General features: G+C 65.0%; 14 protein-coding genes. 4 read left to right on the top strand and 10 right to left on the bottom strand.

Features of this window, described 5'->3' with window-relative positions; genetic code table 11:
* Nucleotides 1–934: GGDEF domain-containing protein (locus EOA79_RS22595; protein WP_164893916.1), on the bottom strand; the 934-nt coding region annotated here is incomplete at its 3' end.
* A gap of 126 nt (nucleotides 935–1,060) precedes the next feature.
* On the opposite strand from EOA79_RS22595, the gene EOA79_RS22590 reads away from it, so the two are divergent.
* On the top strand, nucleotides 1,061–1,375 hold the full coding sequence (locus EOA79_RS22590; RefSeq protein ID WP_095825184.1) for a hypothetical protein: 315 nt from the start codon (nucleotides 1,061–1,063) through the stop codon (nucleotides 1,373–1,375).
* A 60-nt stretch (nucleotides 1,376–1,435) separates the two neighbouring features.
* Here EOA79_RS22590 and leuC read toward each other — a convergent pair whose 3' ends face one another.
* The 5 genes from leuC to rplS form a co-directional block, all read right to left on the bottom strand.
* Complete coding sequence (leuC, locus tag EOA79_RS22585) at nucleotides 1,436–2,845, bottom strand: 3-isopropylmalate dehydratase large subunit (RefSeq protein ID WP_066991840.1); 1,410 nt, start codon at nucleotides 2,843–2,845, stop codon at nucleotides 1,436–1,438.
* Between the two features lie 280 nt (nucleotides 2,846–3,125).
* On the bottom strand, nucleotides 3,126–3,761 hold the full coding sequence (locus EOA79_RS22575) for a class I SAM-dependent methyltransferase (protein WP_095825183.1): 636 nt from the start codon (nucleotides 3,759–3,761) through the stop codon (nucleotides 3,126–3,128).
* A gap of 57 nt (nucleotides 3,762–3,818) precedes the next feature.
* A complete protein-coding gene (locus EOA79_RS22570; protein ID WP_095825182.1) occupies nucleotides 3,819–4,631 on the bottom strand; it encodes an amino acid ABC transporter permease in 813 nt (270 codons plus the stop codon).
* A 266-nt stretch (nucleotides 4,632–4,897) separates the two neighbouring features.
* Nucleotides 4,898–5,695: a transporter substrate-binding domain-containing protein gene (locus tag EOA79_RS22565; protein WP_128293286.1), complete on the bottom strand. Its 798-nt coding sequence runs from the start codon at nucleotides 5,693–5,695 to the stop codon at nucleotides 4,898–4,900.
* Between the two features lie 505 nt (nucleotides 5,696–6,200).
* Nucleotides 6,201–6,719 (bottom strand): 50S ribosomal protein L19, encoded by a 519-nt coding sequence (gene rplS, locus EOA79_RS22555; RefSeq protein ID WP_040974610.1) that lies wholly within the window; start codon nucleotides 6,717–6,719, stop codon nucleotides 6,201–6,203.
* Between the two features lie 322 nt (nucleotides 6,720–7,041).
* Here rplS and EOA79_RS22550 point away from each other — a divergent pair, with 322 nt between their 5' ends.
* Nucleotides 7,042–7,794 carry a sulfite exporter TauE/SafE family protein gene (locus tag EOA79_RS22550; RefSeq protein ID WP_095825180.1) on the top strand — a complete coding sequence of 251 codons (753 nt, stop codon included), beginning with the start codon at nucleotides 7,042–7,044 and terminating at the stop codon, nucleotides 7,792–7,794.
* Here the strand turns inward: EOA79_RS22550 and trmD are convergent.
* Nucleotides 7,776–8,477, bottom strand: coding sequence for a tRNA (guanosine(37)-N1)-methyltransferase TrmD (trmD, locus tag EOA79_RS22545; RefSeq protein WP_067323716.1), 702 nt, complete (start codon nucleotides 8,475–8,477; stop codon nucleotides 7,776–7,778). The two genes, EOA79_RS22550 and trmD, sit on opposite strands and share 19 nt — an antisense overlap.
* Nucleotides 8,474–9,070 (bottom strand): ribosome maturation factor RimM, encoded by a 597-nt coding sequence (gene rimM, locus EOA79_RS22540; protein WP_066991935.1) that lies wholly within the window; start codon nucleotides 9,068–9,070, stop codon nucleotides 8,474–8,476. The genes trmD and rimM overlap by 4 nt, the downstream gene beginning before the upstream one ends.
* Nucleotides 9,071–9,168: 98 nt before the next feature.
* On the opposite strand from rimM, the gene EOA79_RS22535 reads away from it, so the two are divergent.
* Nucleotides 9,169–10,107: a tyrosine recombinase XerC gene (locus EOA79_RS22535; RefSeq protein ID WP_067323714.1), complete on the top strand. Its 939-nt coding sequence runs from the start codon at nucleotides 9,169–9,171 to the stop codon at nucleotides 10,105–10,107.
* 186 nt (nucleotides 10,108–10,293) lie between these two features.
* Here EOA79_RS22535 and EOA79_RS22530 read toward each other — a convergent pair whose 3' ends face one another.
* Nucleotides 10,294–10,899 (bottom strand): DUF1236 domain-containing protein, encoded by a 606-nt coding sequence (locus EOA79_RS22530; RefSeq protein WP_066991818.1) that lies wholly within the window; start codon nucleotides 10,897–10,899, stop codon nucleotides 10,294–10,296.
* Nucleotides 10,900–10,963: 64 nt separating this feature from the next.
* On the bottom strand, nucleotides 10,964–12,058 hold the full coding sequence (locus tag EOA79_RS22525; RefSeq protein WP_095825179.1) for a putative zinc-binding metallopeptidase: 1,095 nt from the start codon (nucleotides 12,056–12,058) through the stop codon (nucleotides 10,964–10,966).
* A 468-nt stretch (nucleotides 12,059–12,526) separates the two neighbouring features.
* Here EOA79_RS22525 and EOA79_RS22515 point away from each other — a divergent pair.
* Nucleotides 12,527–12,935: lytic murein transglycosylase (locus EOA79_RS22515; RefSeq protein ID WP_206639254.1), on the top strand; the 409-nt coding region annotated here is incomplete at its 3' end.

Genomic DNA, 12,935 nt, shown 5'->3' with positions numbered 1-12,935 from the left:
CGCTGAGCGGCAGGAGCACGGCGAACTCTTCGCCGCCGATGCGGCCCGCAGCCCCGCGCGCGCCCGTGGCAAAGCGCAGCTTGGCAGCGAAGTCGGCAATCACTCGGTCGCCTGCCTCATGTCCGTGCTGGTCATTGAGCGCCTTGAAGTGATCGAGGTCGGCAAGCACCAGCGCGACGGGAAACCCGGCCTTGGCGCATTGATCGAGCAGCAGTGCTGCCCGGTCTTCGAAGCCGCGGCGGTTGAGAAGACCGGACAACGGGTCGGTGTGCGTCTCGGCCTTCAGTGCCTTCAGCACGTCGAGGGCGGCCGCCGTGAACAGGCAGAGCGCGATCAGAAGCGACAAAAGCGCGTGCGAGAGCAGCGCCGTCGTCCAGTAGGACGAGCCGTAGAAGCCGTCATAGCTTGGGAACGGTCCATGCGCGATGACGACGATCAGGGTACGGGCGGTGAAATTCAGCGCGGAAAGCAGGGCCAGCGCGACCAGGATTTTCTCAGGGCCATTGTTGCGCACTGTCCTGAGCTCGGCGGCGACGAGCAGGCTCAGGCCGCCGAAGCCGAAATTCATGCTGAGCACGCGCCAGGTAAGATCCGGCTCGACGAACATGAACCATGCGAAGGCGGCGAGCCCGCCGCCGGCCATGAGCCCGATGCCGAAATAAGGCACGCGCCGGCCGTAGCGGGCGATGATCGCGCCGGAAAGGCAGCAGGCGGCTATCGTGAAACATATGTTGGAGATCAGCTTGGTCGCCACGATGCCGAGCGGCAGCGTGAAATATTGCAGCAGGAAACCCGACGCCGACAGGCAGTAGCTCGCCGCCAGCACCGCCAGATACGGACGATGGCGCTGGTAGAACCACAGCACGAGGAACGCAGCGCCGAGCGCCAGCGCTATCGTCGGATTGAGCAGCGCTATGAGCAGACCGGTGTCCAACGGACAGTGACTTCCCCAAGTTACCCAAGGGGAGATGCTAGTCGGGAAGCACAAACAAGCGGTTAAGCGACGGCTTGGAACAGCTCCGGGAGACCGGCGTTCTCAACACAAAACAGGAGAACGCCGATGGCCGGTACAATCACCCTGACCGAGCACGATGCGATCCGTTCCTGGGCGGCGGCGCGCGCCGGATTTCCGGCCATTGTCGACATTTCGCCCGAGGCCGGCACGCAACCCATGCTGCGCCTGGTTTTTGGCCAGAACGCCTATGAGGACGGCGACCGCCCGGAGCGGCCTCCCAACGCCGGCGGCTACGAGCTGGTCGAATGGGACGAGTGGTTCAAGATTTTCGACGAGCAGCAACTGGCGCTGATCGTCGCTGCCGACGAGCCTGGCCGACGTGAGGAGTTCCACGAGATTATCCGGCTCGGCGACCGCTGAGCGACAAAAGGCCCGGAACGCGGTGCGCTCCGGGCCTTTGATCGCGTCCGCGGCAGGCCGTTACTTCCAGTCGCGGATATCGACGAAATGGCCGGCGATTGCCGCCGCCGCCGCCATGGCCGGCGAGACAAGATGGGTGCGGCCCTTAAAACCCTGCCGGCCCTCGAAATTGCGGTTCGAAGTCGAGGCGCAGCGCTCATGCGGCTTCAGCCGGTCGTCGTTCATCGCCAGGCACATCGAGCAGCCGGGCTCGCGCCAGTCGAAGCCCGCGGCGACGAAGATCTTGTCGAGCCCTTCGGCTTCGGCCTGCTCCTTCACCAGGCCGGAGCCCGGCACGATCATGGCGTTCACGCGCGGATTGACCTTCTTGCCCTCGACAACCTTGGCGGCGGCGCGCAGGTCCTCGATGCGGCCATTGGTGCAGGACCCGATGAAGACGCGGTCGAGCGTGATGTCGGTGATCTTGGTTCCGGGCGTCAGCCCCATATAGTCGAGCGCGCGCAGCTTCGAGGAACGCTTGTTCTCGTCGGCGATGTCGGCCGGATTCGGCACGAAACCCTGCACCGAGACGACATCCTCGGGCGAGGAGCCCCAGGAGACGATCGGCGGCAGTTTTTGCGCATCGAGCACGACCACCTTGTCGAAATGCGCACCTTCGTCGGAATGCAGCGTCTTCCAGTAGGCAAGCGCGGCGTCCCAGGCGGCGCCCTTCGGCGCGCGCGGCTTGTCCTTCACATAGGCGAAGGTGGTCTCGTCCGGCGCGATCAAGCCGGCGCGCGCACCGCCTTCGATCGACATGTTGCAGATCGTCATGCGACCTTCCATCGACAGCGAGCGGATCGCCTCGCCCGCATATTCGATGACGTAGCCGGTGCCGCCGGCAGTGCCGATCTCGCCGATGATGGCGAGGATGATGTCCTTGGCGGTGACGCCTTCCGGAAGCTGGCCGTCAACGCGCACCAGCATGTTCTTGGCCTTGCGCTGAATCAAAGTTTGCGTCGCCAGCACATGCTCGACTTCCGAAGTGCCGATGCCGTGCGCCAGCGCGCCGAACGCACCGTGCGTGGAGGTGTGGCTGTCGCCGCAGACAATGGTCATGCCGGGCAGCGTGAAGCCTTGCTCCGGCCCGATGATGTGGACGATGCCCTGGCGGACGTCGTTCTCCGAATAATATTCGATGCCGAAATCCTTGGCATTCTTGGCCAGCGCCTCGACCTGGATGCGGCTTTCCTCGTTCTTGATGCCGAACTTGCGCTCGGGCGAGGTCGGCACGTTGTGGTCGACCACGGCGAGCGTCTTCTCAGGATGGCGAACGTCTCGGCCGCTCATGCGCAGGCCTTCGAAGGCCTGCGGGCTGGTGACCTCGTGGACGAGGTGGCGGTCGATATAGAGCAGGCAGGTGCCGTCGTCCTGGCGGTCGACGACATGGTCGTCGAATATCTTGTCGTAGAGGGTGCGCGGTGCGCTCATGTGCGTAAATCCGTCGATATGAGAATGGCAAAAGCTGGCGCCGGGGCTTCTGACCGGCGAAGCGACCGGATCGGTCGCCTCAGCTAAGTCGGCTGGTGAGCGCGCCGCAGACGCGCGCGGCAAATCGCGACGGCAGGCGCTTCCTGTCCTGCAGCACGAAACCCTTATAGGCCGGATCGCTGAAAAGCTCTTCCATGGCGCTGCTCATATCAACGTTTTGGCTTTTCGGCAATTGCGGTAGCTTTGCCTTCTCCCCTTGTGGGAGAAGGGGAAGCCGCGCTCACAGCACCTCGAATACGAAAGTCTTCACCAGCGCGTCCGGGTCGCCGATCGCATAGCAGCGAAACCACGGACTTTCCTCGGCCAGCCGCCATTTCCTTGCCTGCCTGAGATCGTCGAACACCGCCTGGAAGCCACCGCTCTCAAAAACCTGGTCGCGCACTGTGAAGATGGCGTGGCCGCCGCTCTTCGTGATGCGCACGAGTTCGTGCAGGCCCTCGGCCGGCGCGTGGCCGATGGTGAAGACGCCGGTCGAGAAGAAGGCGCGGAAATGACTGTCGGGCCAGGGCAGCGGACCGCCGAGCATCGCCTTCTTCAGCTCGCCATAGGCATTGCGGCTGCCTGCGATCTTCAGCATGTCGTCTGAAAGGTCGAGACCGCAGATGTCGCCATAGCCCAGCGCTTTCAATGACGGCCCGGACAGGCCGGTGCCGCAGCCGGCGTCGAGCAGCGGGCCTTCGCCCGCCGGCACATGCCGCGCCACCCAGGCGGTGATAAGGAAGGGCAGCAGATAGCCGAGCGAGGCGGTCTCGCCGTCATAGGTCGCCGCCCATTCGGCATAGGCCTTGGCGAGCGCCTCCGGCGTCTCGGCCGAATAGACGGAGTCCAGCGCCGCATTGGGCTTGTCGAAATTCATGGGTCAGCTCCTGGACGTTACTAACCCAGGAAGCGTAGCGCGCTCTTGGCCCGGGGGCTATTGCTCATGCTGCCGTCGCAGCCGTTTCTCGAGCGCCCGCAGCGCCAGCGACAGGCCGACCGTCAAGATCAGATAGATATAGGCGACGATCGAATAGGTCTCGAAGAAGCGGAACGAGCCGGCGGCATAGACCTTGCCGATCTGCGTGATGTCGGCAACGCCCAGCACCGAGACCAGCGAGGAGTCCTTGACCATGGCGACGAAATCGTTGCCGAGCGGCGGCAGGATGGTGCGGATCGCCTGCGGAAAGACAATCAGCCGGAAGCGCTGCACGCGCGTCAGCCCGAGCGCCTTTGCCGCCTCGATCTGACCCTTCTCGACCGACAGGATGCCGGCCCGGAACACTTCCGAGATGAAGGCCGAATAGCCGATGGTCAGCGCCATGATGGCGCGCCACAGAAGCGAGATGTCGCGCACCAGGAGCTCGCCGATCCAGCCGGCGCTCTGCAGCGGCGCCGTCAGCGCGTTCCACGCCGCGACGAATGCCGGCGCCCCGGCAAAAGCGATCCAGAACAGCAGCACCAGGATCGGCACGCCGCGGATGATCTCGACATAGAAGCGCGCGATCTGGCGCAGCGATTGCGACCCCGACAAGGCCATCAGCGCGATGCCGAGTCCAAGCGCCGAGGCCAGCGCGAAGCCGACCACGGTGACGAAGACGGTGATGCCGATGCCCTTGGCGACGGTGGCGAAGACCTCGGCGTAAAGGTCGCTGGCGGCGATGGCCAGCGCCGCGGCGAGCGCCAGGACGGCCGCTGCGGCCAGCCACCAGGGGAATTCGGATTTGGCGGTGGACGTCGTGGCGGTCATCAGGATGTGCCGCCAGCATCGTTGCGAAGGTCGCGTTCCGGCACAGCCCCCTCTGCGCTGCCGGGCATCTCCCCCGCAGGACGGAAGATCAGCAGCTTTGTCGCCGGCGCTCTTCTTGCAACGTCGGCGATTTGCGAAAGCGAAGGCGACAGCCAATCTCCCCCCTTGCGGGGGAGATGTCCGGTAGGACAGAGGGGGGTGGGAAGGAATGAGACTTTCGCGGTTTTCCGCCCGCCGCCGTCGCCGATCATTCGCAGCAAAGGAGCCTACTGCCCCATCTTGTAGTCGAGGAACCACTTCTTGTTCAGCGCATCGAGCGTGCCATCGGCCTTGAGCGCGGCGATCGCGGCGTTGACCGGCTTCACCAGGTCGGAGCCCTTGGGGAAGATGAAGCCGAAATCCTCACTGCCGAGCGGCCCGCCGATCAGCTTCAGCTTGCCCTCGGAGGCGTCGACATAGCCCTTGCCGGCGGTGCCGTCGGTCAGCACCACGTCGACATCGCCGGACTTCAGCGCCTGCACGCTGGCGCCGAAGGTCTCGAACAATTTTATGCGCGGGTTCTGCTCATTGCCGTCGAGCACGCTGTAGACGGCGGTGTAGAAGGGCGTCGTGCCGGCTTGCGCGCCGATCAGCCCGTCCTTGAAGGCGGCAAAGCTCTTGGCGTCGGTGAAGCGGCTCTCGTCGCCGCGCACCAGCATGAACTGTTCCGATCGCATGTAAGGGTCCGAGAAGTCGACCTTCGCCTTGCGCTCGTCCTTGATGGTGATGCCGGTCATGCCGATATTGTACTGGTTGTCGCAAACGGCCTGGATCATCGCGTCCCAGGAGGTGTTCTGGTACTCAACCTTGAAATTCAGCCGCTTGGCGATCTCATCCATCGCGTCATATTCCCAGCCGATCTGCTTGCCGGTCTTCTTGTCGATGAACTGCAGCGGCGGGTAAGCGTTTTCGGTCACCACCACGACCTTTCTGCCGCCGAGATCGGGCAGCGTGTCGGCGAGCGCCGCAGCGGGCGCGAGAAGGCAGGCCAATAGGCCGGCCAGCAGCAGTTTCGACTTGATCATGACGAACTCCCGAACGTGACTGGCGGCGCTACGCTCGCCCCAAGAGAAAAACCGGCGCCGACTTTAGCTTTCCGCAAGCGCCTTGCAAGCCGATCCGCTGCACCGATGAGCGCCAAAGCGGATTCCCATGCTCTGATCGGCACGCTTCCCGAATCCAGCCTGCGACGGACTGATTCCGCGCAATCCGCAACCGCTTCGCGCAACCTGACGACCAGCCGGGTCAGCGTGCCATGCAGGGCTTTCAGCTCGGCGCGTTCCGGCGCATGCTGCAGGCAAGCGCCGCCTGCACATCCTTCATGTTCGACCGCAGCGCCTGGCCGTTGGCTGTCGGCTCGACCAGCACCCTGCACTCGTCGGCGGCATCGCGGCGGCCCCTACGAGCGAGGGATCCAGGGTCTCCGCGACGGAGTTGCGCCCGTGCCGCGCCCTGCGATGACGACGTTGCCTACCGCCAAACGAAAAAGGCGACCGAAGCCGCCTTTCCAAAACGATCTGCGGAAGCGCCTTATTCGGCCGACGCGGACTCGGCAGCCTTCTTCTCGGCGGCGTCCTGCGCGGCTTTCTCCGCAGCCAGAGCCTCGGCGGCGGCGACCTTCTCGGCCTCGATGCGGGCGCGTTCGGCGTTCAGCGCATCACGCTCTTCATCGTTCAGCTTGCGGGCGCGCACGCCGGTGTTTTCCGAAATGCGGGCCGACTTGCCGCGACGGTCGCGCAGGTAATAGAGCTTGGCGCGGCGCACCTTGCCACGGCGCACGATCTCGACGCCTTCGACCATCGGCGAGTAGACCGGGAACACGCGCTCCACGCCTTCGCCGTAGGAAATCTTGCGGACGGTGAAATTCTCCTGGAAGCCGGAGCCGGAACGGGCGATGACGACGCCCTCATAGGCCTGGACGCGGGTGCGGCTGCCTTCGGTGACGCGCACCTGGACGCGCACGGTGTCGCCAGGCTGGAATTCGGGCAGCTTGCGCTTGGCTTCGATCTTGGCGGCCTGCTCGGCCTCGAGCTGACGGATGAGATCCATCTCAAATATCCACTTCTTGTTCTTCCGACAGCCAGAGCGTCCTCGACTTGCCTTGCAGTTCCAATGACCGCTCGGCTATGTCCTTTGCCCAGACATTCAAATCGGGGGCATCGGACAGGGACGGCTACACCGCCATTTGTTGACGGGTCCGGAAGATCGTTCTTCCGGTTCGGGCGGCGACATACAGCTATTTCGGCGCTTTGTCACGCCTTTGACGCCTAATTTTTGAAAACTATGGCCCCATCATATTGCCGCCGTGCCGGGTTGCGCGCGCCATGCAAGCTTTCTAAGTCGGAGAAAGCTATTTCCCAGGCCTCCCTCGATGACATTCTTCGATGCCGTCCTGCTCTTCTTCGCGGGCTTTGTCTCGGGCGCGGTGAACGCCGTCGCCGGCGGCGGCACTTTCGTCACCTTCGGTGCCATGACGCTGGTCGGCCTGCCGCCGATCGTTGCCAACGCAACGTCCTCGGTGACACAGTTTCCGGGCTATATCACCTCGACGCTCGCCTATCTCGACGACATCAGGCATTTCTGGCGCCAGGCGCTTGTGCTCTGCGTGATATCGGGCTTTGGCGCGCTGGCCGGTTCGCTCATTCTGCTGGCGCTCTCCAACACGTCCTTCCGAGCGCTTGTGCCCTGGCTGCTGATCGCCGCGACCGCCCTGTTCGCGGCCGGTCCGTGGCTGAAGCCGGCGGCCGGACCGGACCACGAGGCCTCGGTCGGCTCGCTCGCCGGGTCGCTGGCGCAGTTCCTGACTTCGGTCTATGGCGGCTTCTTCGGCGCCGGCATGGGCGTGATGATGCTTGCCACCCTCGGCCTGACGCAGGCCGGCGACTACCACAAGCTCAATGCGTTGAAGAACATGCTAGCGGTGGTCATCGCGGCAATCGCCATCCTGGTTTTCGTTTCGGGCGGCGTCGTCGCCTGGCCGCAGGCGATCGTCATGATCCCCGGCGGGGCGCTGGGCGGCTATGCCGGGGTGTGGATCGCCAGGCGCGTGCCGCAAGGTGTCGTGCGCGGCTTCGTCGTCGCCGTCGGCCTGTTTCTGGCCTTTTATTACTTTACCAAGGGCTGAGCACCGGCCAGCAGATCGGGCCGGCGCTCCCGCGTCAGCTTCTCAGCCTCGGCGCGACGCCACGCGGCGATCTTCCTGTGATTCCCGGAGGTCAGCACTTCGGGGATTTGCCTGCCCTCGAACTCCTGCGGCCGCGTGTAATGCGGATGCTCGAGCAGGCCGTTCTCAAAGCTTTCTTCCTCGCCCGAGACGGCGTTGCCCATCACCCCCGGCAGCAGCCGCACCACCGCATCGAGCAACACAAGTGCGGCCGGCTCGCCGCCCGACAGGATGAAATCGCCGATCGAGACTTCCTCCAGACCGCGCGCCTCGATCAGCCGCTGGTCGACGCCCTCGAAGCGGCCGCACAGGATGACGGCACCGGGCCCGGCGGCGAGCCCGCGCACCCTGGCCTGCGTCAGCGGCTTTCCACGCGGGCTCATCAGCAGCCTTGGACGTTCATCGCCCTGCGGCGAAACGTGGTCGATCGCCCTGGCCAGCACGTCGGCGCGCATCACCATGCCGGCGCCGCCGCCGGCCGGCGTATCGTCGACGGTGCGATGCCGGTCAGTGGCGAAATCGCGGATCTGGATCGCTTCCAGCGACCAGGTGCCGGCTTCCAGCGCCCGGCCGGCGAGCGAAAGCCCAAGCGCACCCGGAAACATCTCCGGATAGAGCGTCAGCACCGAGGCGGCAAAGCTCACCGGTTGCCCCCGGCGTCCTTCGGTCCGCGCGGCCGGCCCTTCGGGTCGAAACCGGGCCGCCCGGCGGCTTCGCTATCCTCGTCCTCGACCAGCCCCGCCGCCAGGGGATCGACTTGAACGAAGCCGTCGGCGATCGACACATGCGGCACCGCGGCTTGCGTGAACGGGATCAGCACGCCCTTGCGGCCCGCGAGCGTGACGTCGAGTATGTCGCCGCCGCCGAAATTATGCACGGCGACGACCCTGCCGATGACGCCGGTATCGTCCCTCACCTCAAGGCCGATGAGGTCGGCATGGTAGAACTCGTCCTCCTCGCCGTCGTCCGGCAGCACCGAACGGTCGACGAACAGCTCCGTGCCGGCAAGCGCCTCGGCCGTGTTGCGGTCGCTGACGCCCTTGAAGCGCACCACCACGACCGTGCCGGCCGGCCGGATGTCGAGGATCTGGAAGGCTCGGCCATCCTTGGCATGCAGCGGCCCGTAGTCGGCGAGCGCCAGCGGATCGCCGGTGAAAGTTTTCACCCGCAACTCGCCCTTGATGCCGTGCGCGGCGCCGATCACGGCCATCTGTACAGGGTTCTCGAGCTTCGACATCGGCATCACTTCCTTTGCCCTGCTCTAACCCTCTGAAGCCGCCATTTCAATGATCGGCTCTTCACCGCTTCCTAACCTGACTGCCCGAAAATGCCCGCATGCAGGAATTCCTCATCCCGGCAAAACCCGACCTCCAGGCGGCGCGCGAGAGCTGGCTCAAGATGCTGGCGCGCGAGCGCCGGCTGTCGCCCGAAACGGTCGAAGCCTATGAGCGCGACACGCGCCAGTTCCTGCATTTCCTGACCGGGCATTGCGGCGGCCCGCCCGGCATCTCCGATATCGCCGACCTGCAGCCGGCCGACCTGCGCGGCTTCCTCGCCGCGCGCCGCAACGGCGGCGCCGGCGCCCGCACGCTCGGCCGCGGCCTGGCCGGCATCCGTTCGCTGCTGCGGTTTCTCGAAAAGCGCGGCCTCGTCAACGCGGCGGGTGCGGCCGCCCTGCGCGCGCCGCGCCAGCCGAAATCGCTACCGAAACCACTGACGGCGAGCGATGCCAAGCAGGTCGTGACTGTCGAGGGCCAACTGGCGGAAGAACCCTGGATCGCCGCCCGCAACGCCGCCGTGCTGACGCTGCTCTACGGCTCCGGGCTGCGCATCTCGGAAGCGCTGGGCCTGACCGGGGCCGATCTCGCCACCGAGGCCGACACGGTGCTGCGCATCACCGGCAAGGGCGGCAAGACAAGGCTGGTGCCGGTGCTGCCGGTGGCGCTCAGGGCGGTCGCCGAATACCGGCGGCTGTGTCCCTTCCACATCGATCCGAAAGAGCTGCTGTTCCGCGGCGCTCGCGGCGGCCCGCTCAATCCGGCCATCGTCCAGCGCGAGATGGCGAAGCTGCGCTCGGCCCTCAACCTGCCGGAAACCGCGACGCCGCATGCCTTGCGCCATTCCTTCGCCACTCATCTGCTCGGCCGTGGCGGCGACCTGCGCACCATCCAGGAACTGCTCGGCCATGCCAGCCTGTCGACCACCCAGATCTATACCGGCGTCGACACGGCAAGGCTGCTCGACATTTACGACCGGGCGCATCCAAGGGCGTGAAGCGTTTGACGGAGCCACCCCGCTTCCTCGTGCCAAGACGGAGCAACGAGCGGAGTGAACCCTGAAATCGAGGCTGCAGGTCGAAATCGGCGGCTGTCGAGCAGCTGCAGGTAGCCTGACCCAACCTTGACATTCTTCGAAAGCCGGCCGCCCGTTTCCCGGCGGCCGCCTTTCGAATACCCTGGATCAGCGCATCACATAGACGATGCGCCGCGTGCCCGGATCAACCAGCGCCGGCTGGTTGTTCACATAGACATAGCGGTAGTTGTAATCCGGGATCTCGCGCAGCTCGACCGTGTCGGGCAGCACCGCGCCGGTCACCACTTCGCCCTCGAGATAGACCGGTTCGACCCGGTGCGTGGTGACATAGGTGCCGACCTCGGCCGGCGGCCTGGCGATCGGCTCGATGGCGTCGTCGCCGGAAACGATGGCGCCGGTGTAGGTGTCAGTGGTGTAGATATCATCGGTCGGCGGAGCCACGACGGCAATGCCGGCATCGGCCGGCCGGCGTGTCACCACAACACGGCTGCCGCCGAATTCGGCAGTCACATAGTCGGAATAGACCCAACCTTTGCCGCCGGCTTCGGCGATGGTGCACCATTTGCTGCCTTCGATGCAGCCTCTGAGCGTCGCCGACTGGCCGGCAGCCAGCACGCCGATAACGGGATATTGCGGGCCGGGGCCGGCGCGGACGTTCAGATCCGTCACTGCCGAGACGGGCGTGTCGGCAAGCGCCGCGCCCGACATGGCAAGCAGCGCACCGGCAAGTGCCGGAAACAATAGACTTTTCATGATTTCTCTCCGTTCTCAACGCTCCCTCGGGCTCGAAAACGAACCAGAACCTTATGCGTTCCGGCTAAAGTGCCGTCGCCTGCTCACGAATTGTTCCATTTGTTTTGGGCAAGTCGGTCAAAAGCTGGTGAACGAAGGCCAGTTTTTGCGCCGTCACCTCCGAAATGACGAAGGGATAAAGGTCGGGCAGACCCATGCAGCGGTTGATCGAATTGGAGGCCTCCGACAGCACCAGCCAGCGGGCGAGGATCCTTTCGAACGGTTCCGGCGCCGGATCGGGTTCGGCGGGCTCCCGCAGCGGATCTCCCCCTGTATCGCCAGGCGGCAGGTCGTTGGCTTCCACTGTCTCCAGCCGGCCGAGCGGAAAATTCAGCGCATGCACCATCTCCAGCGTGTCCGTGATGTGCAGGTGGTGCGCCCAGGTCTCGGCCCAGTCTTCCCAGGGGTGGGACGCCGCATAGGCCGAGATGTGGCGCTGCTCCCAGTCCGGCGGCGCGCCCTTGGCGTAGTGGGCCTTCAGCGCTTGCTCGTAGTCAACCCGCTCGTCGCCGAACAGAGCGCGAAAGCTCGAAAGTCGCTCGGGATCGTCGCGGATCAGCCGGTCCCAGTAATAATGGCCGAGCTCGTGGCGGAAGTGACCGAGCAAGGTGCGGTAGTTCTCGCCCATTTCGACGCGCCGCCGCTCGCGCTCGGCGGAATCGGCCTCGGCGACGTTGAGGGTGATCCTGCCGTTGTCGTGGCCGGTCAGGATGCGCTCGCCGCCTGGTCCGCCGCCGATCGGATCGGCGAGGAAGTCGAAAGCGAGCCCGGCCTCGTCCTGCGGTCCGGCCTTGGGCGCGACCGGCAAGCCGAAGGCAAGCAGCGAATAGACGGCGCGTTTCTTGGCCGCCTCGACGCGGATCCAGCGCCGGCGGTTGCCCTCCACCGAAAGGTCGGGGATCAATTGGTTGAGCGCGCAAGCGCGGCAGAAAATCCTGCCCGGCTCGGCCCGCCAGTTGCAGGCGCACTCGTCGGCATTTCCGCATGGAACGGCGTCGCCGCCGGAAAGCACGAAACACGCCCGCTCCGGATCGTAAAGCACCAGGCTTGAACAGTTCAGGCATTGCGCGTTCTCGAAATAGAGACGGTGGCTGCAATGAGGGCAGTCGAACAGCTTCATCGGTCATCGAACCGCGGGAAAAAGGTCAACGAAGTTGGGCAACGCCCAAACGCCCGTCGCCGGCCGTCGTTCCGTTTCTATTTCGTCGCGAGCAGGGCGACGCCCCGCCTGGCCACGCTTTCGCCTGACAATGTCGCGCCGTAACAAAGCCTGGGTGAGCGGTCCGGCGACATGCTCGCCGGCGAAGAAGATCTTCTCCGCTACCGCCTGCATCAGTGTGGCGCGCGCTTCGGAACAGCCGGGATGGGCAGCCGCATAGGCGAGCCTGCGCCAATGATCACAATATCGACGTCTTCCCTCAAGACACGCCACAATAAATCCTTGCGCCATAATTTATGCTTGATCGTGGGCAAATTCCCCGGCATTCGCCAGCTTCAAGCGCCGCGCAGCCCGCGCGGGCGGTGACAACCGGGCGCTTCACTGGCAGATTTGCAGCCGGGACGTGATTCAGGCAACCAGGAGAACGATATGGCATTTTTTGCCAAGGGAAGGATTTTCATGGCCGCCGTTGTGGCGGCTTTCGGGCTGGCGACAGGCGCGCAGGCCGCGGCCAGCTGCGGCAAGAACGGCGCCGGCTTCGACGCATGGAAACAGCAATTTGCCGCGGAAGCACAAGCCGAGGGCGTGGGCCAGAGGGGTCTGTCCGCGTTGGCCGGCGCGACTTACGCGACAAGGACGATCGCTGCCGACCGCGCGATCCACAAGGCTTTCAGCGGCTCGGTGGAAGCGTTCATGCAGCGTCGTGGCGGGGCCGCGATTATTTCCAAGGGCCGTGCGTTGAAGAAGCAGAACGCGGCGATGTTCGACAGGATCGAACAGACTTACGGCGTGCCGCCGGGCGTCCTGCTTGCGATCTGGGGCATGGAGACTGGCTTCG

This window comes from Mesorhizobium sp. M1A.F.Ca.IN.020.03.2.1 (assembly GCF_004023205.1).
Classification (GTDB): Bacteria; Pseudomonadota; Alphaproteobacteria; order Rhizobiales; family Rhizobiaceae; genus Mesorhizobium.
Note: the sequence above shows the minus strand (reverse complement) of the source record. Positions and strands in the feature narration are given on the sequence as shown.

Bases quoted from the DNA above. Each gene is read 5' to 3' on its own strand.
- rimM (WP_066991935.1), bottom strand. From the start codon at position 9,070: ATGTCGAAGCTCGAGAACCCTGTACAGATGGCCGTGATCGGCGCCGCG.
- EOA79_RS22525 (WP_095825179.1), bottom strand. From the start codon at position 12,058: ATGAAGCTGTTCGACTGCCCTCATTGCAGCCACCGTCTCTATTTCGAG.
- EOA79_RS22530 (WP_066991818.1), bottom strand. From the start codon at position 10,899: ATGAAAAGTCTATTGTTTCCGGCACTTGCCGGTGCGCTGCTTGCCATG.
- EOA79_RS22550 (WP_095825180.1), top strand. From the start codon at position 7,042: ATGACATTCTTCGATGCCGTCCTGCTCTTCTTCGCGGGCTTTGTCTCG.
- EOA79_RS22565 (WP_128293286.1), bottom strand. From the start codon at position 5,695: ATGATCAAGTCGAAACTGCTGCTGGCCGGCCTATTGGCCTGCCTTCTC.
- rplS (WP_040974610.1), bottom strand. From the start codon at position 6,719: ATGGATCTCATCCGTCAGCTCGAGGCCGAGCAGGCCGCCAAGATCGAA.
- EOA79_RS22575 (WP_095825183.1), bottom strand. From the start codon at position 3,761: ATGAATTTCGACAAGCCCAATGCGGCGCTGGACTCCGTCTATTCGGCC.
- EOA79_RS22570 (WP_095825182.1), bottom strand. From the start codon at position 4,631: ATGACCGCCACGACGTCCACCGCCAAATCCGAATTCCCCTGGTGGCTG.
- EOA79_RS22590 (WP_095825184.1), top strand. From the start codon at position 1,061: ATGGCCGGTACAATCACCCTGACCGAGCACGATGCGATCCGTTCCTGG.
- EOA79_RS22535 (WP_067323714.1), top strand. From the start codon at position 9,169: ATGCAGGAATTCCTCATCCCGGCAAAACCCGACCTCCAGGCGGCGCGC.
- leuC (WP_066991840.1), bottom strand. From the start codon at position 2,845: ATGAGCGCACCGCGCACCCTCTACGACAAGATATTCGACGACCATGTC.